Source organism: Lysinibacillus telephonicus (assembly GCF_003966145.1).
Taxonomy (GTDB): Bacteria; Bacillota; Bacilli; order Bacillales_A; family Planococcaceae; genus Ureibacillus; species Ureibacillus telephonicus.
Genome location: NZ_RXNR01000029.1, coordinates 1 through 24,760 on the forward strand (window position 1 = coordinate 1; position 24,760 = coordinate 24,760).

Genomic DNA, 24,760 nt, shown 5'->3' on the forward strand with positions numbered 1-24,760 from the left:
AATTCATAGACGGAGTCCTCCTGTGTGATGATGGGTCAATGGCTGTTGACACTCATGCATCATACTAGAGGGCTTTTTTTATTTCAAGACCCTGAAAATCCTTCTAACAGGAATGCTCCTTGTTAAAAGTTTTAGCGGGAGTAAAGAAACTTATACATGATTAAATAAATTACAAATCTATGCTATTTATTTGAATAGAAAATATTAATACCTTTTGTGAAACAATTCCACTTAATATTTATGACCACGCCTTTTTCAAAAACTTCACACCTAGCTCGATTTCTTCATTAGAAAGATTGCCAAATCCAAGTTTAATAATCGGCTGATCAAAATAATTATTTATAAAGTAAATAGATGTAGGATAAACTTTAACACCATGTAAGAAAGCGCGGTCTATTAACCATTCTTCTGTACGGTTTAAATGTACCTTAACCAATATGTACAACCCGGATTGCTCTCCAATTATTGATATATTTTGTTTGAATTGTTTTCTTAACTCTGAAACTAAGCACTGCATTTTACGCTTGTAAACAAGCCGCATTCGCTTAATATGGCGATTCCATTCTCCATCTTCCATAAATTTCGCCATTGTAAGCTGGCTAAAAAGGGAAGCTGTACATTCGAAATAAAGAAATTGTTTTTTATAACGGTTTAATATTGGCTCCGGCAGCACCATATAGCTTAGGCGAATTCCTGGAAGAAACGATTTTGAGAAATTCCCTAAATAAATGACTCTATTGGAATCGAGAGAAGCAAGTGCTGGAAACGGCCGCTGTGTATAACGAAATTCGCTATCATAATCGTCTTCTATAATAAACCCCTTCTTGTTGTTAGCCCAATGGATAAGCATTAATCGTTCAGGAATAGAAATGCTCACTCCAATCGGACTTTGGTGAGAAGGAGTTACATATATTAAACTTGACATCATTTGCTCTAACTTAGAAAAATCTACACCCGTTTCATAAACAGGGAGAGTTTCAAGAGATAAATCATGGAATTTAAATGCCTCTCTAGCACCATCATATCCTGGGTCTTCTACAATAACACTATGAAAGTCATTCTTTAAAATTTGTCCAAGATTAATTAACATTTGTTGGGTACTGCTACCGATAATAATAGCACTTGATTCTGTTTTCACACCTCGTGATTGAAATAAATATTCTGCAATTCGGTCACGTAAACACTCTTCGCCGAAAGGATCTCCATAACGATAACTCTCCTGCAATGCTAAAACTTGATTTGCTATTCTTCTCCAAATTTTTAATGGAAAATGGGATTGATCTACAGCTCCTGCTTTGAAATCAATAACTACTTGTTGAATTGAGTCTAGTTTCTTTTTGTTCGTAGGTATTTGAATGTTTTGATATAAAAGTGGGTCTAATTCATTAACAAAATAACCTTTTCTCCCCTCACTGCGGATATAGCCTTCTGCCACAAGCTGCTCATAAGCATTGAGTGTCGTATTGCGGCTTACTTGAAGAGAATCTGCTAGTTGACGTATAGAAGGCAATTGTTCGTTGACAGGGATGGTGCCCTTTTCAATAAATAATTTAAATTGCTCGTAAATTTGCTTATATTTGGGAATGTCATCCTTAAAAGCAAAAATAATATTTTTCATTCACAACCTCCTTTGACATCTTTATTTGTTTATAATTGTACCTTTTTAAATGTCAAACCGCATTATAGAATATTGAAAAAATTATCCAATTTAAAGGGGTGTTAGATCATGTATATACCTAAGTATTTTAAAGTTACTGATTTTAATGAAATTACAGAGTTCGTCAGCGAAAACTCATTCGGGACAATTGTTACTACAAATAATGGGAAGCCAATTGCCACCCATATTCCTTTAGAGTTTAGTAAAGAAGGAGAAGATTACTTTATTACTGGCCATATGGCATATGGAAATCCTCAATGGAGAACTTTTGATACATGCGAAGAGGCACTTGTAATATATCAAGGACCCCACGCTTACATCTCTTCTTCTTGGTATGAACATGAAAATGTCTCGACATGGAACTATCAAGCTGTTCACGTATATGGCAAAGCGACTAGGATGGAGGCAGACAAATTAAAACAAGACCTGTCCAAGCTGCAAGAAAAATACGAAAAGCATCGGAAAAATGCAATTTTGTGGGAAAACCTTTCACCTGAGTTTTTAGAAAATCAACTTAAAGGTGTAGTAGGATTTAAGATTAAAGTGAGGGAAATTCAAGCTGCTTATAAATTAAGTCAAAATCGTAATGAAGAGGATTATCTAAACATTATTGATGAGCTGCAAAAAGAAGAAAATATTAATTCTAAGCGAATGGCGGAGATAATGAAAAAGAGAGTGAACGATAAGTAATAATGCAGTGCTGTTACTTGTAGAAGCTTCAGAAAGCTGCTTCTGCAAGTCTATCTGAAGGGGGCAATATTTTTTCTAGCTATTTTTATAAACGATAATAGTAGTCTCTCTACATATAAGGATATGGAAATATACCAAGCAACAATTGAAGATTTAGAAGAAGTTTCATAATTACTTAACTTATATCATATTTTTTGTTTTAAACATAGAGAGAGTACACAAATTTCTCGGAAAGTTACAACGTTAATCCAGGAGATTAACGTTCTAGATTAAGAATGAGGGTAAATATGGTAAAATGGTATATAAAGGTAAAAATCAACTTGCTGGTTTTTCAAATTAGTTTTGGGAGAGATTGATATGTTTAATGGTATCGTTTTGGCAATTATTGCATCCTTAGTACCGTTGTTATTTTATAATGAAGAGGAATATGTAATAATTTCATTTTTAATAACATCATTCTTATTCAATATTTATTTAGTGTGGCAATTAAACAAACTTAAAAGAAAAGGCGACTATAAATAATAGTCCCAATATATTGCCATGCCAAACACAAGTAAAATTTACTTTAATACAAAAATAACGCTTAAACGTGTTTACACAACGTTTAAACGTTAATCCTCGGCCTAAAAAAGGATTTCATAATTTTAAAATAATTAGCTTAAGCTCATACATATGATCTTATTTCATTTACTTAAGCATGATTAAGTGTTAGATGATGAAGCGTGATTTCTGGACGACTGCCCAAACGAATATTAACGCCTGTTTGTCCTAATCCTTCACTTATATAAAACAATTTCCCTTCAAATTCATGCAGCCCTTTGATCATATTTAACCGTACAATTTTCCCCATCTTCACAAGATGATATGGTTTTGGCCAGTGAATTTGCCCACCGTGGAGATGCCCTGAAAGTAAATAATCGTATGGAACATCCTTCAAATTTAGAACGATATTCGGATCATGAGTTAATACAAGGTTATAACCATTTGAAAGTCCATCGTAAGATTTTTTTACGTTACTTCTTTTTGTACTGAAATCATCGATTCCGATTATATTTATCTTTTTTCCGTTATTCCAAACTACATCATTTTCATTAATTAGAGTCTTACATCCATTTTCATCTAAAATCTGCTTCAATTTCATGAAATCTGGATCGCGTAAAACGTAATCATGGTTTCCGAACACTGCATAAATTCCATGCTTAGGATCTAATTTATTAAAAACTTTTAAATAGGGTAATAGTTTAGGGATAGTACGTTTTCGATCTAAATAATCGCCTGTTAAAGCAATTAAATCTATAGGTTGATCTTTCAATAGGGAGTATAGGCGTGAAGGTGAAATTGATATATTTTCTAAATGCATATCTGAAATTTGTAATACACGAAACGAATCGTCATTTATTTGTGTATCGTCATTTGAATTTATAAAAACATTGTTGACTAAAACCTGCTGAGTATTTCTATATCCTTTATAGAATATAATGGACAGGATAGTTACAATGAAAATAGTAAATAATATTAACAAGTAAATCCCCTCCTCTATTAAATAATAAAACAGAAGAGAGTATTTTGTTAGAAGTAATTTATGGGTATACATGAAGAAATTAATACAAAATAAAAAACTATAGGCGGTACCCAAGTAATTAAGGGGTATGCCTATAGTTTTATGATTTTTTAAGCAACTTTTTTTACAAATAAACCATACTTCTTACATAAAGCATTTTTTGACATAAATAAATATTGAGGGGTAGGAATCTTTTTCTTCTTTTTTGAAGAATTCTCAGATCGTGAAAGGAAATGAATAGGATAAAGTGCAATTCGTTTAAACCATATATATGTAAGACTAGAGCATGGAAAAGACTCGAATCCAAAACGTTTATAACCTCGATCAATAAATGAAATGCCAATTATTCCTTTTATTTTCTTATGATTTTTATGGTGAGTTATATAAAATGCTAAATCTGGTAAAGACTCTTGTACTTTCTTATAAAGGAATACTGATTTTTTAAACTCGTCAAAGGACTGCATCTCTTTTAAAATTCGGACGTTATGTAGATGTATTTTGACAAGAGTATCATTTTTTCTAATTAACGTTCCGTCTGAAAGTTGAATTTCACGGCCTTTATAACGAGTTAAACGGACTCGAAAAATATTGGGATGTCCCGTAATTTGTTCTAGACACTGTAAACGAGTACAGGAAAAATATATTGGATCAATAATACTCCATAATTTAAGAATTCGCCGCTTCACCTCTAACTTCTCCTTTCTTAAGATTTCACTACGTAGCTTAACCACTTCCCATTAAAATATTTATTAATTTAAACGGTCTAATTGGAAGAATTTATAGTGGGTGAAATAATAAAAGTGGAAACATACTACGGAAAAAGATTGGTGGATAGAAATGAAACGGATTTTATTTATGCCTTTTCTGCAAATACCATCTGGTCATCATCAAGTAGCAAATGGAGTTATTGAATCACTTCAAACAAATGACTTATTTGAATGTGAAAAGATAGACATTTTATCGTATAGTTACGGAAAAGTGGAAGTCTTCGTTTCGAAATTTTATATAAAATGGATACATCTTCTTCCGGCTTTCTATAGCTGGTTATACAAAAAAACTGTGTATAAAAATAATGAGAGAAGTCGTTTCTATTTATACGAATGGCTATTACTAAATCAGGTCGAAAAGTTAATAAAAGAAAAAAATCCTCAGTTAATCATTTGCACCCATGCATTACCTTCTTATTTGTTAAATCTTTTAAAAGAAAAAAATAAATTATCCGTTCCAGTAATTAATATCTATACCGACTATTTCATTAACCACCTATGGGGAATAAAGTACATCGATTACCATTTTGTACCTACGAAAGAAATAAAAAATGAATTAATTGAACGAGGGGTAATACCGGAAAATATACTTGTGACAGGAATTCCGATTCATCCACATTTTAAGGACAATATTGATAGAAATAAGTCTAACGAAATATTTTCAGTATTAATATGTGGGGGTAACCTTGGAGCAGGTTTAATGAAAACTTTTGTAAAAAAGCTTCAGCCCTCAGGGAAAATTCGTTATACAGTCCTGTGTGGTAAAAACCAAAAGTTGTTAAATTGGATTCAGCAGCAGAACTATCCACTAATTCAAGCATTACCCTATATTTCCTCAAAGGAAAAGATGAACAAGTTATACAACAGTGTGGATGCAATCATTACAAAGCCTGGCGGAGTAACGATTAGCGAGTGTTTATATAAGAAAATCCCAATTTTTATTTATCATGAGTTGCCTGGACAAGAGGAAATTAACTTGAGGAATCTAAAAAAATGGGGTCTAGTTTATCACTTGGACAACTGGAAAAAAACCCGAGATTTTGAGCAGAATATATTACAAATTTTAAGCTGTGAAAATCATCAAAAACAGTTTAAACAACATTTGGATAATTATCATCAACATTTATACAGCGAACAACATATTTCTGTTTTTATCAATAAGTTATTGTCTAGAGAAATGATAGTGAATTAAAAAGAAATGACTAGTAGCTTCTAGGAGAAAACAATGGTTCAACCAGAGCTTTCTGGTTGTTTTTTTATATACTTTAGCAAAGAATCAATAATTACAAAATTCATATAAGGTAAAGATCTTTTATTCTCTGCTAGTCTAAAGTAGACACGACATACTTAGGAAAGCACCTTTTTCTAGTTTCTTTCCAAAATACATAAACTTCTTTCCGATGCTCATAATAAATAGGAATTGAAGGGGGGAGTTTTTAATGGAGATACCAGCACGCACAGGAGAGAAAAAAGATAAAAACGATGAAAGTAAGTTGAAATGGTGGCAACTTTCCCTTATTGGTGTTGGCTGTACCATTGGGACAGGTTATTTTCTCGGTTCAGGTATTGGTATATTAAAAACTGGTCCTTCTTTCATGATAGCTTTTATCCTTGCTGGAATAACAGCAATGATAGTTTCGGAAGCTTTGGGGAAAATGTTTATACAAGACCCACAAAAAGGATCGTTTCGTACTTATGCAAAAAAAGCATATGGACGTTGGGCTGGATTTAGCAGCGGTTGGGTGTATTGGTTTTCGGAAATGCTTATCTCTGGTAGTCAGTTAACCGCTTTATCTATACTAACCCGTTTCTGGTTTCCAAATGTACCGCTCTGGGTATTAGCATCAATATATGCGGCGCTTGGGATTATTGTTATCTTAATCGGAACAAAAGGTTTTGAACGAGCTGAAAACTTATTTGCAGTCATGAAAGTGGCTGCTATCTTTATGTTTATCGTGCTTGCAGTCTTAGTGCTCTTTGGTTTTTTTGGAGGTAGTATTAAAGATTTTAATTTACCTAACACAACGAATGATTTTTTCGCAAAGGGTATGATTGGCTTATGGTCGTCCCTGATTTTTGGCTTTTATGCTTTTGGTGGCATTGAAATTATGGGTATTTTATCAATGAGACTTCAGCATAAAAAAGAGGTAACTAAATCGACTACTGTTATGTTAATAATGTTAACTGCTATCTATTTAATATCTATCCTTTTAGCGGCAGGTTTGGTTGCCTACGATCAGTTTAATTCAAAAGAAAGTCCATTTGTGATTGCCCTTGCGGAGTATAATTTAGCATTTTTTCCTCACGTATTTAATGCAGGAATTATTATTGCAGGTTTTTCCACAATGGCGGCTTCCTTATTTGCAGTCACAAGCATGCTCGTGACGATGGCAGAGGAAGGTGATGCACCTAAACTTTTCACTAAAAAAAGTAAACTTAAAGTACCTCCATTTGCCCTGGCATTAACAATTTCAGTATTGGTTATATCAATTATTATTTCAAGGTTAGTACCTGATCGAGTGTATGAGTATATTACAACAGCTGCTGGATTAATGCTCATTTACAATTGGTTTTTCATTTTAATTTCATTCCCTAAACTAATAAAAGCAACCAAGTTTGATCATATAAAGCGAATTTTTGCAATGCTGCTCATACTACTTGCAATAAGTGGCACCATTCTAGATAAAACTAATCGCATGGGCTTTTTTGTAAGCATACTATTTATGGCAATAGTTATTATAGTGATTCTTTTTATGAGAAAAGGAAATAAAAAGAATAAGAAAAAAAACGAATTACCACGTGGTATTTAACTTTATGTATTTAGAAAAATAATAATTTAATGGCTTGTACGCCAAAATATCCACCAAAGCCAATAAGCGATATTCCAGATAAGATTGAAATTGCACCGAGTAATTTCGACGTTAATATTTTTCTAAAGCTGCTTGCGATAAACGCCATCGTTATATCCCATATGAATAGACCGACGAAAATAGCAAAAGTATATAAAATAATATGGTCGATATCATAAGTTGAAACGGTTTTGGCAAGTACTGATCCAAAAATACCTAGCCAAAACAGCATAGATAGTGGATTAGAAATAGATAATAAAAAACCATATAAAAAAGACTTTTTATGTGAATTTCCTTTTATTCTTTTCATACTTACTTCTTTACCTGCACTTATCATACTATCAACGCCGGTATAAATTAGTACAAAACAACCGAATGACCATAATAAGGTTTGCATAAACTCTGTTTCAAGAAAGCGGAAAATACCCAAATATACAATTAGCATAAAAATAGCATCAGCTAGCATTGCTCCTAAACCTACGAGCCAGGCATGCCAGAAACCGCCATATATCCCTTTTGTTAATTGTGCAGCGTTTACTGGACCAATTGGAGCGGCAAGGGAAATTCCTAGAAAAACGTATCCAAAGAATGAACTCATTTTGTAAACTCCTTTTACAACAAAGAATGGTTTGTACCATCCTATTCAATCTGAAACCTAGATAGGACAAATTATTAAATTTCGTTGAAAGCTAAATAATTTTAAGGAGTAGAACTATGACCGTTTATGTGTATCAAACCTTTGAGATTAAACAAGAAAAATTTAAAGAAGCTATTGAAAATTTGCAAGAGATAAAAAAATATCGAAACGAACAATATAGCCATACCATTGAAGTGTTAATTCCTATCACTGGTCACGATTACACGTACGCCATTCTTGCAACATATGAAGGATTAGCGGAAATGGAAATACAAAATAGACGAATGTATGATGATGATGAATATTTAAAGTTAATTGGTGATTTTTTCTTAGAGCATGTTGTTCAAGGGACGCTGTATACACAAATATACAGAGGTATTAATAAGAAGATTTCTAGTAAAGATGAAAAATAAAAAAACAAAAAGCCTTCCTAAAATAACTTTTAGGAGGGCTCTTCACTAGTTCCTTTTTAAAAAAGGATATGATAATACTAAACCTAACAAATATAAAGCTACTAAAAAGTAGACGGGAAGTAAGTGTATAAAGGTTGTATATCCAATATATAGATGTGTTCCAATCCCAGCTATAAACGCAGGTAATGCACCTAAGCATAAGGTATTCCATATCCAACGTTCCCCTTTTCTAAACCCCCATAGGGAAAGCATCAGAACAAGCAAACCAACACTAACAAGGGCACTGCCGAATCCCGCACGATCATGTGCGATAACAGGAATCAAATTATTGCTAATACGTTCTAACATTTGAGGTGTCATACATATAAAACTTAAGTCTGTAGACACAAAAACTTTGGAAACACCTATAGTGGAAATAACAATTCCGCCAATTAAAATGGAAAACCCAAGTATAATAAACATGAGCTGTCCATAAAGTCCAAGTTGCCACGTTCTGTCATTTTTTTCATGACTCGAATAGGGTGCACCTATAACTTTTTTTCCTTCTATATAGCTTAAATAAAAAATCGGCAATAAGATAAGCCAAAATAGGCCGTGCAGCCAATCAAAGTAACCGAAGCCAATAAAAAGGAAAATACCAAGAAATCCTACAATTGCAGCTGTATGAAAAGCAATTTTTGACCAATGCAGTCCATTTTTTATACCGTGTCGTGCCAGCTGCATATACAATATTCCCCCAGATATCATTGTTCCAGCTAACGCCATTCTATCATGTGACATAAAGGATAGGATGAGCGGATTTACTTGTAATATTTCATCTTTTGTCAGTCCAATAAATGATTCATCGTAGGGGAGGATAATACTTGTAAATGCAAAATATAAGGCAATAATCCCTCCGATTAAGATGGAGAGGCCGAACATAAATGACCAAAGCCATTGTTGCTTTTTACTAGGTTGGACTTTTTCGAATAGTAGTCGTTCATGGATTCGTTTTGGCAACCCTGGCCCAGCTCTTACATAGCCATCTGTTAGCATTAATAAATCTGCACCTGCATGAACTAGCGAACAAGCTTCTTCTGGTGTTTCCACACCCCCAGAGGTTATAACTATTAACTCTGGGTGTAAATTTTTTACCTGTTTCACCACTTTAACTAAAAGTTCATTTGCATTATCAACTTCACGCCAATAATTATCCTCAGTGTGATAAGGTGCATTTACTAATATACCAGCAACATATGGCTGTTGTATTAATTTCCATAGTTCTTTATTGTAAATTTCATCCTCTGAAAATGAAGCATAAAATGGACGTCCAAAAGAAATTTCACTTTTATTTATGTATAGGTTAATTTGTTCACTTGTTCCGATAAAACCATCTACAAAAGGTGTTAAATGTTGCACAATTAGATTCCATTCATTTCTAGTCGCTTGTTCATCTATTTTTGCAAAAATAGGGATTTGCATATTAAGATTAGTTAATTTTTTTATTGCTAATTTAAGGGGAATTTTCTCTTGATGATTAGAAAATAGAATATGATCATTTTTCCGTCTTGGTTCTTCTTGCTCTCTAGGTTCGTTTATTACGATGGGCCCAATTTCTATAAATCCAAAGCCTAACTCTTGAAAGGCATTAATACCTGACAAATTAGGGTCAATTTGACCACTTAACCCAATAGGAGAAGAAAATCTAGTATGATTAATTTCCTTATGTAAATCCCGGGAAGGTTTCATATGCCCTAAAAATCCAATAAGACTTCGCCCACCCGGAATGGAAGCGATTGTACTCATAGATTTATGAATAAACTCTCGACCTGTTTTTGGATTTATATTATCTAATAAAAATTTTTTTAATGGATGATAAGACCAGTCTGGCATAAACAACACCTTCTGAACTTTATTTAAGGCACTTTTAGTTTTGGCAAGTAACCTTTTGTCATATTTTAGCATGTATAGCTATAATTATAAATTGACCTTTTTATTCATAAAGAAACTGTTTAAAGGATAGATGATTTTTTAATACCTCTTTAAATTAGAAAGAGGATTTTTACAATCCTAAACAGAATTCATTTACTATAAAGAAATTACTGTATTCCAAGTAAAAATAGGGAGTAGTTTATGAGAATAATATCTATTTGTCCAAGTAATACAGAATTAGCAGCTTATTTGAAGTTAACTTCTTCGCTAGTAGGGGTAGATAATTACTCAGATTGGCCGGAGGAAATTCGTTCATTACCAAGATTAGGTCCTGATTTAAACATCGATATGGATAAAGTTGAAGCATTGCAGCCTGACTTGGTATTAGCATCCCTTTCTGTTCCAGGTATGGAACGAAATATCGAAGAGTTAGAAAAACGTAAAATTCCATATGTCATAGTCCCTAATCCGAAAACATTAACAGAGGTAGGGGAGTGTTTATTATTTGTAGGGGAAGTTACAAATACTTCCGACAAAGCGCAGCAACTATTTGAAAAATACATCTCTATACTTGAAAACTATGAACGATTAAGTAAACAAGTACAAACACCAAAAACTCTTTATTGGGAATGGTGGGCTAAACCTATTTTTACACCAGGAGAAGAAAATTGGTTAACAGAAATAAGTAAACTTGCAGGCGGAAGAAATGTATTTGAAGATATCCCCCAAGCTAGTATTAAAACCAATTGGGAAGAGATTAGAAAAAGAAATCCCGATGTTATTTGCGTAATTTGGGTGGGGGTACAGAAAGAAAAAGTAAATCCAAAGGTCATAATGAAACGAGCTGACGTACATCAGATGGATGCGATTAAAAACAAGCAACTATACATATTAGAGGAGCCACTTTTTTGTAGACCTTCACCTAGACTACTTTTAGGTTTAAATAAGATTGCAAGTATTCTACATCCTCACATATACCCGCCATTTAACGAACATATAGACTGTCTATTGGATAGTTAATTTGTTAAAGCGTTTCTACTAATAAGTAGAGGCGTTTTTTCTATCGAAATGTCTCTAGATAGAATAATGAGAATCCCGACATACTCGATAATTATTCCAACTACAATAGACTATAAAATATGGCACTGAAAGAAGGGCTTTAATCATGGAATTAATTTTAGTCATCTTGCCTGCATTCCTAATATTTGGAACAGGTTATATTGGACAAAAAATATTTAATTTAGATGTAAAATCAATCTCAACAATGTCACTTTATTTAATGATTCCTTTTTTAACATTTGATACATTTTATACGAATGAATTGAGCATCGAATATTTATATATCTTTTTATTCAACCTTATACTTGTCACTGTGCTAATTTCGATTACTATTGTCGCTGGAAAAATTATTAAAATTGATAAATCCCTTATATCAGCTATGCTATTAGGAACTGTTTTTCCTAACAGCGGTAATTATGGGGCTCCTGTAGCATTATTTGCATTTGGAGCTGCTGCTTTCGATTATGCAGTAGTCATTATGGTGATTCACGGACTATTTATTAATTCAGTCGGTATTTTTATCGCATCATATGGTAGTGAAAAATCAACGACGATAAAGGAAGCACTCAAGAATGTAATAAAAATGCCAATTTTATACGGAGTGATTATTGGTATTTTATTCCAACTTTTACATATTGAACTGCCATCTACAATTGTTGATGGCATCGGTTTATTAGGGTCAGCAGCAATCCCAACTGTTATGTTAATTTTAGGTATGCAGTTAGCACAAATTAAACCTCAAAAATTTGATCTAAAAATTATTAACATAGTTACAGTGATAAGAATGGTAATTTCTCCTTTAGTTGCTGTTTTAATAGTGAGCTTTATGCCTTTAAATGATACGCTTAAAAATGTCATTATTTTATTAGCAGCAATGCCAATTGCGGCAAATACGACTATATTAGCTATTAGATTTGACACAAGATCCAACTTAGTTTCTTTCATGACATTAGTAACGACACTCACTAGTTTGGTGACCATTCCGATCATACTTCATTTTTTAGGATAATTAGTTGGGGAAGGGTTTCAAATTGCATAACAGAGCTTATCATGGGTGTTTTTTGACCAGTATTATCATACTCCTACAATCTAATTTCTTTGTCGAATCGAAACAACAAAAAGCCTCTCATCATTAAAATTATGAGAGGCTTTTGTTATCGAATTATTTCTTTACAGCATGGATAAAATGAATTGTCTCGAATGCAGACAAATAATCGGTTCTATTTCTAAAGAAAAGTTCGTTTATCATAGTTGGGGATAAATGTTCATAAATAAGTAAACCGGACTTTTCCAACATATTCTCCATTTCATCGTAAGTGAAACAGGACTTCATTGTTTCTCCACTTGCTGAAGCCATTTTTACCATATTTTCAACTCTATTAGAAAATCCTATTTCCTCAAAAAGTTTTTCGTCAGCATAATCAAAAACAATCGAACTGCCAGATGGGACGTTAGCGAATAAATCATTGATCAAGCTCGCATTCTCCTCTGCAGTTAAATAATATGAAACACCTAAAAGACTAAAGAAAGTTTTTTTGTTATCAAACCCTTCATCTAATAAATCCTGATGGCAAAACTTAGTAGTAAAGTCCATAGTAATAAAATGAAGATTATTTGGGAGGTCAAATTTAGCGTCATCTATTCTTTTCTTTTTAAAATCTTGTGTAGCCGGATAATCAATTTCAAATATCTCTAAACTGTTTTTCAATTCTGGATGTCTAAAAGCAAATGTATCTAATCCAGCCCCAAGTATGACATATTGTTCTACCCCTAGCATAACTTCATTAAGCAACACTTTTTCGCAATAGGCAGAGCGGGCTAAAGGTGTTGGGGAAAGCTGTACTTGTGTAATCCATTTTAAAATTTCTCCTGGATTATTTTTAAAACTTTGTCCAATATCTTTATTGAAAAACTGTATTCCGTTAATCATATTATTGCTTATAGCTGAAAACTCTTCTTCAGTAATTAAATCTTTTATAATAAAATCATCAAAAATTTTTGGTGTGTCATATATACTGTGATATGCTCGACCAAAAGCCGAGACTAAGGAAGTTAAACTAGACTCATTTTGTTTCATTTAAATTTCCTCCTATAAAAATATAATAAGATTCCCCTGGCCAGGAGAATCTTATTATACATAAAGAGAAAATAATTGTAAATTATAGCATAAATAGATTTTTTTGTCAAGAAAACAATCTATTAAATGAGGTTTTTTACAATTTCAAGTAAGGAGGAGTTTTCGACTAACAACATGGAATTCCTTCATTTTGTAATGAACAAATTGACATAGGTACATATGTTTGGTACCATGTGATTAACTTTGATTCTCACATTTAATCATTTACTGAAAGCATTGATTGATAGCTTTCTTCATTTATTATCCTTTCAGCTTAATGCTGTTAGGATTTTTTTCTGTAAAGATAAATATAGTCTAAATAATTAAGGTAAAACCTAGTAGGGGGTGTCTTCCTATGAAAAAAGCTCTGCTAATTGCAGAAAAACCGTCTCTTATGCGTGATATTCAAAAAGTATATAAAACAATGAAATTGCCTTATGAAATTCATTTTGCATCTTTTGTCGGGCATGTTGTTGAATTAAAAGAGCCTCATGAGTATAAGGCAGAATGGAAAAAATGGGATTTAAATATTTTACCAATGATTCCTGAACGGTATGAATTTCGAGTGAAAAAGTCTGCCTATAAAGTTTATAAAGAAATTGAACAGCAATTAAAAGCGAATCAGTATGAATTCATCATCAATGCATGTGATGCTGGTATGGAAGGAGAAAATATATTTTACTCTTTTTATAAACGTGTAGGTTGCAAACTTCCTGTAAAACGTTTTTGGACATCTCAAACGACAGACAGTGCAATTCGCGATGCACTTTCTAATTTAATAGATGAGAATGACTTGTTAATTCGAAATTTACGAAATGCTGCTATGTATCGCTCAGTTTTTGACTGGCTCATTGGGTTGAATCTTACAAGGGCTGCAACAGTTAAAGGTGGAAGAATTATTAAAATTGGTCGTGTGATGACTCCGACTTTAGCAATTGTTGTAAAAAGAGAACTGGAAATCCAACAATTTAAACCTGAACCTTATTTTCAATTTGAAATTGATCTTGGACACTTTAAAGCACTTTGGTTCGATTTAAAAACAAATGACAATAAAATAAAGACACTTCAAATTGCACAACAAATTCAGTCACAGATTGGAAATACAGCTATTGTACATGATGTAAAAACAGAACGAAAAATAATGCACGCACCATCACTTCACTCATTATTGGAGCTTCAAAAGGAAGCGAATAAATTCTTTGGTTTTACATCATCTGAAACATTAAAAATTGCTCAAAGTTTATATGAAAAGAAGCTGATAACTTATCCTAGGACTGAATCTAAGCATTTACCTACAAGCCTTGCAAAAAATATTGATGCAAATATACAGTCACTTGGAACATTGTCAGAGTACCAAGATGTTGTTCAAAATATTCTCAACAATAAAAAACAAATAGCAAACGTTATACATTCAAAAAAATATGTAGACGATAAAAAATTAACTGATCACCATGCTATTACTATTACAGAAGTTCCTCTTGGAAACAAAAAGCTGTCGCCAGGAGAATTTAAAATATACCACCTTATTGCTAGAAGGCTTTTATCAATCTTTATGCCGCCTTATGTTATAGATAAAACTGCAGTAGTCTTGAAAGCAGCTAGTCATTTCTTTAAAGCAAATGGTCATGTTGTTGCTGATAAAGGCTATACAGTTCTATATGAATTATTTAAAAAGAAACAGGAGCAGCCACTTCCTCCTCTTCAAGTAAATATGGAATTACCGATACATACAACTCAAGTGCTATCAAAAAAGACCGAGCCGCCCATTCGTTATACCGATAGTACATTGTTAGATGCGATGTTTCATGCAGGACGTTTTGTAGAAGACAAAGAGCTGCAAAGAATATTAAAAGATGCTGAAGGGATTGGCACTTCAGCAACTAGAGCGGAAATTATTGAAAAGCTTATTTCGATCGGTATGATAACGAGAGAAGGGAAGTCTTTTAAAGCTACTCAATTTGGTATAGATGTCATTATAAGTCTTAAAAACCATGATATCGTTTCACCTGTATTAACTGCGGTTTGGAGTAAAAAATTAAAGGATATTGTGGACGGGCATATAAGCTCCAGTCAATTTTATTCTGAGATGCTGCAATATGTAAAAGAGTCAACTGGTCGTTTTATTGCCTTAGATATGGAAGTAGCAGAAAAACAAGAGGTTATAGTAGGGAAATGTATAGTTTGCGGCCATGTAGTTGTGGAAGGTTTTAAAGGATATACTTGCTCCAATAAGGCATGTAAATTTTTTATCAGTAAATCCATTATGAAGGGGAAAATTACTACAACAGATGCAAAGAAGTTATTAAGTGGTAGAGAAACAAGAGAAATTCGCTTTACATGGAAAAGTGGAAAAAAGGGGAAAGCCAAATTAAAGCTTGTAGGTGAAAACATAGAATTTGTATTCTCTAATAAAAGCAAAACTTGAAGCAACTATGCTACTGCCTTTCTTTATAATTAAATAGTGCATATATTAGCTGTAATCTATCTAAAATGATGAGGGGAGGCTACTTATGTATAGTGAAGATAGAAACAAACGACATAATAACCGTCCATGTAATTGTCAAAGGCATCATCATCATGTCTCTTGCTGTGATTGTAGTAACTTTTTTGATTTGAATGTTGCAGGATTAACAAATAATTTGAATGCAAAATTATTAAAAAATCGATGTCGTTATATGGAGATAACAACATCGGGTGGATATGAATTAATAGGTAGAACCGACAATGTTGGAATCGATTATGTTGATATAAAAAGTTTAAATGGCACAGTCGTAACGGTTTTGAAGGACAAAATTGATCATATAAAATGGTTAAAGACTGAATATCATTATTAACCATTTTTTAAGTTTTTTATTAAACACTATCCAATTTTATAAGCAATGAATAAGCTAAATAGTAACGAATAGGGAAAGGAGTATTAAAATTAAAACCTACAAGTTACTTATTTATTTATTATTCATTGCTTTTTTATTTATATTTACAGGTTCAACGGCATATAGTCATTCTTTCGTAGTTGATGAATCACCTTCAGCAAATAGCGAACTAGACATTTCACCGACCGAGATCAGGATATTTTTTAATAGCGAAGTAGAGAAAAACTTTATGATAAAAGTCTTCAATGAACAGCAGCAGGAGATATTAAGCGAGTCGGGACAAATAAGTGAAAACCGCAAAGAAATTTCAATACAAATTCCAAACTTAGAGAATGGCAAGTATAAGGTGGAATACTATGTAATTTCTTCGAATGACGGCCATCCAATTCAAGGATCCTATTACTTTAAAGTAAATGTCATCACCACTTCTACAACCGAACCAGTAAAAGGTGCAGAAGAACTACAAACAGAACTTCCAGAAATGGAGCAAATAGAACCAAATCAATCAACATCAAATATTGTTGAAGACAATCAACCTGTTAACGCTGATGAATCAAGTAAAGAAGAATCTCAGAAACAAACAATAATAGAAAAATTTAATCCTTCTGAACTCTTAATATACATCATGAAAACAATTTATTTTTTTGGTTTATTGTTATTGATAGGATGGGTGTTAATTTGGCAAATAGTACGAAGCAATTCATTGGAATTAAAGAAGAAGTATTTACTTTATGGGATTGTTTTTCAAATAATCCATTTAGCGGGTCTAACTTCTGTTATCTTAATACAGCTAAATATTTTTACCATTCATGGTGTATCGCTTTCATTTAACTTCCCAATTGATTCGAGCTTTGGTTTTCTATGGTTTACTTCACTTTTTATTTCCCTTCTGGGGTTAATGATACTTTACAAAAATAGATGGTTCGATTTGTTTTTCATTTTCGCTATCGTTGTTAGTAAAAGCTTAAACAGTCATGCTGCTGAATTTGATCCTGTTCCTTTATTAGTTATTGCTGATTGTATTCATCTACTTGCAGCTTCTTTTTGGGCGGCAGGATTAGTTTATATTTTATTATTCTGGAGAAAACAACGACTTTACGTAAAATCGTTTCTACCCATTTTTTCAACTTATGCATTAATAAGTTTTGTATTATTAACAGTTACAGGCAGTGTAATGGCAATGAACTTTTTACCAAATATAGAAGCCTTAAGAACGCCTTGGGGAATTCTTTTACTTGTAAAAATTATACTAGTTTGTATTGTCATTTTTATCGGCAGCAAGGTTCGATTGAAAATGAAAAATAATCAGACAGTGGATTTAGGAAGATGGATTACGTTTGATTTTTTATTAATGTGTTTTATTGTGATTGTTGTAGCTATATTAACTTATCTAAACCCGCTGCCTTAGGATTTATGACCTTACAGAAAAACAAAGTAAGGCAAACATAGCATAAACAAGAATTGTACAAAAAGTTATAAGGGGAAGATCTGCCACAACCCCGATCATTGGTCCCATAATGCCAGCCATCAAGCCGCTTGAGACACCTGAAAGTAAAGTCTGATAATCTACTAACGCACCAAAAATTGCTCCAATTAGTATCGCAATTAAGGTAGTTGCAATTGTTATCGTTGTATAATGTGCTGGAAATGCATACCCTAATAAAGTTCCAATGGCTATCCCCATAACACCGCTGCTTGTCATAGCAATATTCATTCCAAGATGGTAACTAATTAGATACTTTAATTTTTTTAAGAAAGTATAAGAAATTGAACACACTAGAAAATAGCTAATTAAAATGATTAGTATTAAAATACTCATTTCATCCGCTCCTTTCCCATAGTGTATGAACAATTCTATATGGCTGGTACTAGTCGAATAGTTGAAAGGATGTTAGAGATGTATGAAAAAGATTATCCCGAATTAAAAAAAGAAGAGGGGTACACTTCACCTGCAAGCTCATTGCCATTACATGAATTAAAAATGCTGCAAGAATATATCCATAGTGCCAATTTACAAAATCTTGGGCAAAAACTTCCAAATTATAAACAACAAATGATTCTTCTTAAATTTTTTAAAGCGAAAAAGAATCAATTAGTTGAAATTTATTCCCGTAATAGGGAAGAAGTAATCCATACGATTGGAAAGGTAACAGTTGTCGGTAGAAATTTTGTTATGTTAAGAACACTTTTTACTCGAATATGGATTCCATATACCGCAATCCATTCTGCTAAGACCCCATTTGGAATAGCGGATGTACCTGCCTCACACCAAAATGTAGTTATTGATGAAGAATTGCGGCGCAAATTGTTAACAAACTTCGGTGCGACAGTTGCAGAGAAAGAAACATTGCGACAGCAGTTTTTTGAAGAATTGCTTGAGACGAATTTGAAAAATATGAAGGGGACAAAACTTACCATAACTGCTGGTAAACAACATAGTGGGAAGGTTCGTGAAGTACAACTAGGCAAGATTATTTTAAAAAATAATGAAGAACTAATGATAAATAAAATAAACTATATAAAACAAGCTCGATTTATTTCATTTTTTCAACGATACCTTTCAAAATGGACTTTCAAAGTCTAAAAGAGTTTTCCACTTATGGAAGACTCTCTTTTTTTAGTAATTTATTTAATCTTGTGCTTTTGTATATCCCATTCCCTCAAAATTTCCATAATATAAGTTTACAAGATTTTAAGGGGGTGTAATTCAATGAGGGAACCGATTATACCTGAAAATGAGGTATTTTTAGAAATGTTGGGCAAAACAATATTACTCGTAACAGAAAGTAAACAGTTAAATATTTTGGGGCAAACATTTCGTCCAATATTTTCAGGGAAAGTAGTGGAAGTGACGAATGGGTATATTACACTAGATCCAGCAATAATCAAAATGCATAATGCACCGTTTTATAAATTTCCGACACCATTAAGTTTTCCAATGGAAGCTATTTCAGTCTTTACAGAGTTTGATCCAGATAGAAGAATTCCGCTAATCTAGTTGCTAATTAAAATCTTAATTGATAGAAAGGATGAAATAGGTGATTGACGATTCTTTAATTTCCTTAGGAAACGATCAACCTGATATTAACGCAATAAGACAAAGTGTTGTGACTCAGGAATTTGAAGACAATATAGGGAAAAGGGCATTTATTCTTATTTTTCCTTACCCATTTATGATTATCGGAGAAATTATAGATGTAATGAGCGATTATTTAATAATAAAAGCTGAAGTAACGAATGTAACAGAGCTGGATGGTGAAGAATTTCGTGTGCATATAGACGATATCGAAGTGTTTTATATTGAAAAGAATCTTAGTCGACCTATTCCTGACATTAGGAATGGTCATCATGATTAGAAAATATCATATTGTCGCAATACCTATCCGCATCGTAGTAAATCGCTTTGGTGATCATGACCCAAATGGCATGATGTATGTATTAAAAGAAAATGAGGATATTGTAAAAAAGAAGGTGGAGCTAAATCCCTTTTCGACGGTTGATTTAGTAGAACCTTTAGTAATACGGGCAAACGTAGGCGATACGATTGAAATATTATTTGAAAATCAGCTTCCTTTTAATACTGGGATTCATATTCAAAATGCAGAGTATGATGTAATGACTTCTGATGGTGCTTTTGTTGGATTGAATCGGAATACAACCGTTCAACCGGGAAAATCCATTATTTATAAATGGAGCGTTGACTTTGAAGGAATTAACTTCTTTTCGGATTTAGGAAATCCTTTATCAAGTGAATTAGGAAGCAACGTTCATGGTTTATTTGGAGCATTATTTGTAGAACCGCGCGGATCTTGGTGGACGGACCCTGTAACGGGCAAACCGATAAATAGTGGAGTGTTTGCTGATGTTCACAATCCTTTATTACCGTCATACAGGGAGTTTGGCTGGTTCTTCCACGATGAAATGGAAGTCGATGATTTAACTGGACAAAAGCCTATTAGTCCACACACATTGCAGCCAGAAGCAACACATTTAATAAACTATCGTTCAGAGCCGATGCGCAACCGACTAAGGTTGATACAAGAAGGCGTTGTATGCCCGGACTGTGAAGGGGAAGAAGTACACCATGATTCATGGGTTTTTGGGGATCCTGATACGCCAATATTACGTGCATACGTTGGAGATCCGATTAAAATTCGCTTAGTCCATGGCGGAACTAAAGAAACCCATTCTTTCCATTACCATTTACATCAATGGCTATTTGAAATGAATGACTCTGATTCAGAGATTGTGGACGTCCAGGCAATTTCGCCTCAAAATCAATATACTGTATCTCCAGCCTATGGTGCAGGCAGTCTGCAGGGGGCTTTTGGTGATGCGATTATTCACTGTCACCTTTATCCTCACTTTGGCGAAGGAATGTGGGGAATGCAAAGGACATTTAATACTTTGCAAGATGGTAGCATGTGCTACCCGAATGGGGTTCAAATTAAGGCGTTGCAGCCATTGCCAGATAGGCCTCTTCCACCTAAACCAACTTTAGAAAAGCCAGGGTTCCCTAACTTTATACCAGGTATACCAGGATTTAAAGCACCCCGCCCACCTCTAGGAATTATTGGTGGAAGAAAGCCTACAGAAATTGAAAAAAATCAATTCGCCCCAAATGCTGTTCCAGGAGCTGTTTTTGTAAATCCTACTACGGATGAAACGCCAATAAGAGAGTTCCATGTCGTATTAATTCAAATGCCAATTGTTTACAATAATGAAGGATGGTATGATCCTGAAGGACGTTTATACGTACTAGCAGAGGATGAGGAAGCAGTTCGGTCTGGAAAGAAGAAGCCGGAGCCGCTTGTCATTCGTGCCAATGCCGGTGAGGCAATTCGATTTAAATTTACGAATAAACTACCAGAGACAATCGGAGGCAATGCTTTTCAATTAGTAACTCGAACGTACGAGGCAGGAATGCACGTACACTTTGTTAAGTTTGATGTTTTAGTTTCAGATGGCGCGAATGTTGGATGGAACTATGACTCCTCTGTGCTTTCTGGAGAAACAATAGAATATCAATGGTTTGCTGATGTAGAACTGAAGTCAACATTTTGGCATGACCACCTATTCGCCAATGAACATCAACTACACGGAGTCTTTTCAAGTATTAATATTGAACCAAGAGGATCCTATTATTTAAACCCTTATACTGGAGAAGAAATGAACTCTGGTACACAAGCAATGATAATAAATCCACTTATTCCAGACTTCCGCGAAATTAATTTGTTTGTTCATGATTTTGCACTGCTATTTGATAAAGACGACAAACCACTAAATCCACCACCATTTCCAAGTTCCCCGGATGACCCAGGTGTAATGGCTGTTAATTACCGTAATGAACCAATTCAGTTTCGCTTAAAAGAACCGCATTGTGATCCAGCTTATGTATTTAGTTCATGGGTGCATGGCGATCCAGTAACACCGTTGTTAGAAACATATAATGGAGATCCTGTGCGTGTTCGATTAATACAAGGGGCACAAGAAGAATCCCATAGTTTTAATCTTCACCGTCAGCGTTGGCATCGTGAAAGAGGAGACTTGGACTCAGAGCTTGATCAACAACAGCATATAGTAATAGCTGAAACCTTCACTCTAGAATTCAACATGGAAGGTGAAGGAGATTTTGATATGCTCTATCATTTTGGTTCAGTAGACGATATTTGGCTGGGAAATTGGGGGATATTCCGTTCATTTGGAAAAAGAGTACCACATTTAAAACCACTGCCAGATCGAGAGCAACTTCCATTAAGAGAGAAGCCATTGCCTAAAAAAACAGGAAAAGTACCACCACTTGTTTCTCAATCTGAATTTGAATACCCTAAAAATGCAAAAGTTCGAAAATACGACGTAGTAGCACTTAATACAAAAATCGAATATAACGATTATGGAGATCATGACCCATTCGGCATTGTGTTTGCTTTAGAAAAAGACGTTGATGCAATACTTTCAGGTAAATTAAATCCTGAACCCCTTATTATAAGAGCCAATGTTGGAGAATTCGTAGAAATTAAGTTAATGAATTGCTTGAAAGATATTGATCATCATAATGGTAGACATGGATATCCAGAAGTGCCAGTTGAAGCATTCTTCCCTCCATCAAATCGAATTTCTATGCATGCACAGCTATTAGTATATGATGTACGACATTCTGATGGTGCAACAGTAGGGTTTAATTGCGACCAAACAATCGGCCCTGGCGAATGCATAACATACAGCTGGTATATTGATCAGCCGATTGGAAGTGTAAATCTTTGGGATATGGCAGATATCCGGAACCATCGACACCATGGTGCATTTGGCATGTTAATTACAGAACCACGAGGCTCACAATATTTAAATCATAAAACGAGAAAAGAAGTTGAAACTGGGAGCCAAGTAATTATCTCAACACCATTATTACCTGAATTTAGAGAGTTTTCACTTTTGATGCATGATGGTGTAAGGCTAGTTGATAAAAATGGCAAATTGATTATAGATCCACAACCTCTCTTTGTAATAGATGAAGAATTCCCAGACTTTGAGGATCAAGGTTCAAGAGGGTTTAATTACCGAAATGAGCGGTTTAGCAATCGTATAAAAAAGTTTAACGAAGTCTATAAAGTGTTCAGTTCAAGAGTATTTGGAGATCCAAGCACACCATTATTTTTAGCTTATCCGGGTGATCCAGTAGTAATTCGATTTACATTCCCAGCAGATAAACCTAGAGCACATTCATTTGCTGTTCACGGACATATATTCCATAGAAGTAAAGATGATATTAATTCATCTTTGATTTCTGTTGAGGGCCAAAATACTGTTGGTTCGAATGATAATTTCCATTTATTATACGGAGCCGGCGGGTTATTTAGTAAGCCAGGCGACTACATGTACCGCTCAGGAAATATTCGATGGGATATAGAATTAGGATTGTGGGGAATCATGCGGGTTCTTAGAAATAGAAAAAATTTATTAGCTCCTTTGAAAATGAATAAATGGAAGCAAAATAATACTCTAAATTATCAATTAGATAGGAAGAATCTAAATTCAAAGAAGTTTCAAAAGAAGGGCAGAGTAAAGATTACTTCTCGCCGTTCTTATAAAAGGAAAATAATAAAACAGAACCGGGCTACTTCTACACCAAAACATCAAAATAGAGATGAGGGTGTTCAATCATGATACATTGTGAAAATTGCCATAGTATTTCATGCAGTTGTGGTAAATTAAACGGTGGCTTGTTTGGCTCACCATTTTTATGCAAAAAGCAAAAAAGAACCCGTCGCTTTGCATCTCCTACGAGCGGACTGCCTCAGGAAGAACTGGATGAATTACAGGAATGTATTGAGTTAGCGAATGATTTATTACGTTCTTTAGGTTCAGAAAGAGACGAGGGAAATAAAAGGCAATTACAACTACATTTTTTAAATATGAAAGGAATGGTTGTAAAAGCAAATATACTTCCTTTTCCTCTTGCAGATAGCCAAGAATTGATAAACAATCATAAAAAAAGTATCTATAAAATAGGAAGAATAGCAACAGCTGGACGGGATTTTATACAAATAAATTCAGTTGGATCAGCAATATTTATTTTATATGATCAACTGTTATCAATAGCTAGGGCAGATAATTATGAAGAAGAATATCCAGAGGATGATTTACTGGATGTAGATTTTTATACAAGAAGGGAATTAGCATTTAATTTTGGGGAGTATGTTTCAAAAAATCCAAACCTCATTAATCTATTTTTCGGTCTCTCATTATTTTTAAAGCTAAAACAATTTCTTGGCAAAGATGTGAAAGTTAAAACATTTGAAAAATTCTATAGTGGAACACTAACTTGTGTAGAAGAAGGAACAATTACAATAAAAAATAAGAGTGAGGAAAAAAAGATTAATTTAAATGAAGTTTGTTATATAGAAGTAATCAATTTAAAATGAAGTTGTTAATTACTTTTAATTCTATATTGCTAAAAAGAAAACTTGTTATATAATAAATTGACGATAAAATTGCAAAGTAATATTTTTAATATTTATGCATATCTATAGAAATCGTGTGCATCTTTTAAGTAGATGTACACGGTTTTATTTGATTATTAATATTCCGCAAAAATAAGAAAACATGCTACCTAACAATCAGGAGTTACATATAATAAACTGACCTGTATAAACTTATGCGGAGTTGTTAATTAAGTGGTGGATATTAACAGTAAATTTATATGTTACTTGATAAGTCTTTTTGGTAA

Annotated in this window: 22 protein-coding genes; 15 read left to right on the plus strand and 7 right to left on the minus strand. The window is 33.5% G+C overall.

Translation table 11 applies throughout. The features are described from left to right. Positions 1-238: 238 nt before the first annotated feature. A complete protein-coding gene (pdxR, locus tag EKG35_RS11340) occupies positions 239-1,618 on the minus strand; it encodes a MocR-like pyridoxine biosynthesis transcription factor PdxR (RefSeq protein WP_126294569.1) in 1,380 nt (459 codons plus the stop codon). 108 nt (positions 1,619-1,726) lie between these two features. Between pdxR and EKG35_RS11345 the strand changes: the two genes are divergently transcribed. Both EKG35_RS11345 and EKG35_RS20940 read left to right on the plus strand, forming a co-directional pair. After that, the gene (locus tag EKG35_RS11345; protein WP_126294570.1) at positions 1,727-2,347 is read left to right on the plus strand and encodes an FMN-binding negative transcriptional regulator; all 621 of its coding nucleotides are present in this window, start codon (positions 1,727-1,729) and stop codon (positions 2,345-2,347) included. A 357-nt stretch (positions 2,348-2,704) separates the two neighbouring features. Next, positions 2,705-2,869, plus strand: coding sequence for a hypothetical protein (locus EKG35_RS20940; RefSeq protein ID WP_185807732.1), 165 nt, complete (start codon positions 2,705-2,707; stop codon positions 2,867-2,869). 169 nt (positions 2,870-3,038) lie between these two features. On the opposite strand, the gene EKG35_RS11350 is transcribed toward EKG35_RS20940, so the two are convergent. Continuing rightward, positions 3,039-3,875, minus strand: a complete 837-nt coding sequence (locus EKG35_RS11350) for a metallophosphoesterase (RefSeq protein ID WP_421664583.1) — start codon at positions 3,873-3,875, stop codon at positions 3,039-3,041. 143 nt (positions 3,876-4,018) lie between these two features. Continuing rightward, positions 4,019-4,594 (minus strand): YkoP family protein, encoded by a 576-nt coding sequence (locus tag EKG35_RS11355; RefSeq protein WP_126294572.1) that lies wholly within the window; start codon positions 4,592-4,594, stop codon positions 4,019-4,021. Between the two features lie 151 nt (positions 4,595-4,745). On the opposite strand from EKG35_RS11355, the gene EKG35_RS11360 reads away from it, so the two are divergent. Both EKG35_RS11360 and EKG35_RS11365 read left to right on the plus strand, forming a co-directional pair. Further along, positions 4,746-5,867, plus strand: coding sequence for an MGDG synthase family glycosyltransferase (locus EKG35_RS11360; protein WP_126294573.1), 1,122 nt, complete (start codon positions 4,746-4,748; stop codon positions 5,865-5,867). A gap of 247 nt (positions 5,868-6,114) precedes the next feature. Beyond that, on the plus strand, positions 6,115-7,485 hold the full coding sequence (locus EKG35_RS11365; protein ID WP_126294574.1) for an amino acid permease: 1,371 nt from the start codon (positions 6,115-6,117) through the stop codon (positions 7,483-7,485). 10 nt (positions 7,486-7,495) lie between these two features. Here the strand turns inward: EKG35_RS11365 and EKG35_RS11370 are convergent, their stop codons facing one another. Next, on the minus strand, positions 7,496-8,122 hold the full coding sequence (locus EKG35_RS11370; RefSeq protein ID WP_126294575.1) for a LysE family transporter: 627 nt from the start codon (positions 8,120-8,122) through the stop codon (positions 7,496-7,498). 116 nt (positions 8,123-8,238) lie between these two features. On the opposite strand from EKG35_RS11370, the gene EKG35_RS11375 reads away from it, so the two are divergent. Continuing rightward, on the plus strand, positions 8,239-8,574 hold the full coding sequence (locus EKG35_RS11375) for a hypothetical protein (RefSeq protein WP_126294576.1): 336 nt from the start codon (positions 8,239-8,241) through the stop codon (positions 8,572-8,574). A gap of 45 nt (positions 8,575-8,619) precedes the next feature. On the opposite strand, the gene EKG35_RS11380 is transcribed toward EKG35_RS11375, so the two are convergent. After that, positions 8,620-10,446, minus strand: coding sequence for a dihydroorotate dehydrogenase (locus tag EKG35_RS11380; RefSeq protein ID WP_126294577.1), 1,827 nt, complete (start codon positions 10,444-10,446; stop codon positions 8,620-8,622). Between the two features lie 240 nt (positions 10,447-10,686). Between EKG35_RS11380 and EKG35_RS11385 the strand changes: the two genes are divergently transcribed. Beyond that, positions 10,687-11,505, plus strand: a complete 819-nt coding sequence (locus tag EKG35_RS11385) for a cobalamin-binding protein (RefSeq protein WP_126294578.1) — start codon at positions 10,687-10,689, stop codon at positions 11,503-11,505. 145 nt (positions 11,506-11,650) lie between these two features. Continuing rightward, entirely contained in the window at positions 11,651-12,553 is a 903-nt protein-coding gene (locus EKG35_RS11390; protein ID WP_126294579.1) for an AEC family transporter, read from the plus strand. Positions 12,554-12,706: 153 nt separating this feature from the next. On the opposite strand, the gene EKG35_RS11395 is transcribed toward EKG35_RS11390, so the two are convergent. After that, positions 12,707-13,621 (minus strand): class I SAM-dependent methyltransferase, encoded by a 915-nt coding sequence (locus tag EKG35_RS11395; protein ID WP_126294580.1) that lies wholly within the window; start codon positions 13,619-13,621, stop codon positions 12,707-12,709. A gap of 394 nt (positions 13,622-14,015) precedes the next feature. Here EKG35_RS11395 and EKG35_RS11400 point away from each other — a divergent pair, with 394 nt between their 5' ends. The 3 genes from EKG35_RS11400 to EKG35_RS11405 all read left to right on the plus strand — a co-directional run bounded on the left by EKG35_RS11400 (position 14,016) and on the right by EKG35_RS11405 (position 17,941). Next, positions 14,016-16,085, plus strand: a complete 2,070-nt coding sequence (locus EKG35_RS11400) for a DNA topoisomerase (RefSeq protein WP_126294581.1) — start codon at positions 14,016-14,018, stop codon at positions 16,083-16,085. Positions 16,086-16,335: 250 nt separating this feature from the next. Beyond that, complete coding sequence (locus EKG35_RS20945; RefSeq protein WP_185807733.1) at positions 16,336-16,494, plus strand: preprotein translocase subunit YajC; 159 nt, start codon at positions 16,336-16,338, stop codon at positions 16,492-16,494. A gap of 139 nt (positions 16,495-16,633) precedes the next feature. Continuing rightward, the gene (locus EKG35_RS11405) at positions 16,634-17,941 is read left to right on the plus strand and encodes a copper resistance CopC/CopD family protein (RefSeq protein ID WP_281274613.1); all 1,308 of its coding nucleotides are present in this window, start codon (positions 16,634-16,636) and stop codon (positions 17,939-17,941) included. A 3-nt stretch (positions 17,942-17,944) separates the two neighbouring features. Here the strand turns inward: EKG35_RS11405 and EKG35_RS11410 are convergent, their stop codons facing one another. Beyond that, entirely contained in the window at positions 17,945-18,352 is a 408-nt protein-coding gene (locus tag EKG35_RS11410; protein ID WP_126294583.1) for a hypothetical protein, read from the minus strand. Positions 18,353-18,430: 78 nt separating this feature from the next. Between EKG35_RS11410 and EKG35_RS11415 the strand changes: the two genes are divergently transcribed. The 5 genes from EKG35_RS11415 to EKG35_RS11435 all read left to right on the plus strand — a co-directional run bounded on the left by EKG35_RS11415 (position 18,431) and on the right by EKG35_RS11435 (position 24,455). Further along, positions 18,431-19,117, plus strand: coding sequence for a hypothetical protein (locus EKG35_RS11415; RefSeq protein ID WP_126294584.1), 687 nt, complete (start codon positions 18,431-18,433; stop codon positions 19,115-19,117). Positions 19,118-19,243: 126 nt separating this feature from the next. Continuing rightward, on the plus strand, positions 19,244-19,531 hold the full coding sequence (locus EKG35_RS11420) for a hypothetical protein (RefSeq protein ID WP_126294585.1): 288 nt from the start codon (positions 19,244-19,246) through the stop codon (positions 19,529-19,531). 40 nt (positions 19,532-19,571) lie between these two features. Continuing rightward, complete coding sequence (locus tag EKG35_RS11425) at positions 19,572-19,889, plus strand: hypothetical protein (protein ID WP_126294586.1); 318 nt, start codon at positions 19,572-19,574, stop codon at positions 19,887-19,889. Then, positions 19,882-23,697, plus strand: a complete 3,816-nt coding sequence (locus EKG35_RS11430) for a multicopper oxidase domain-containing protein (RefSeq protein WP_126294587.1) — start codon at positions 19,882-19,884, stop codon at positions 23,695-23,697. Before EKG35_RS11425 ends, EKG35_RS11430 begins: the two co-directional genes overlap by 8 nt. Beyond that, positions 23,694-24,455: an LSm family protein gene (locus EKG35_RS11435; RefSeq protein ID WP_126294588.1), complete on the plus strand. Its 762-nt coding sequence runs from the start codon at positions 23,694-23,696 to the stop codon at positions 24,453-24,455. Before EKG35_RS11430 ends, EKG35_RS11435 begins: the two co-directional genes overlap by 4 nt. Positions 24,456-24,760: the final 305 nt, after the last annotated feature.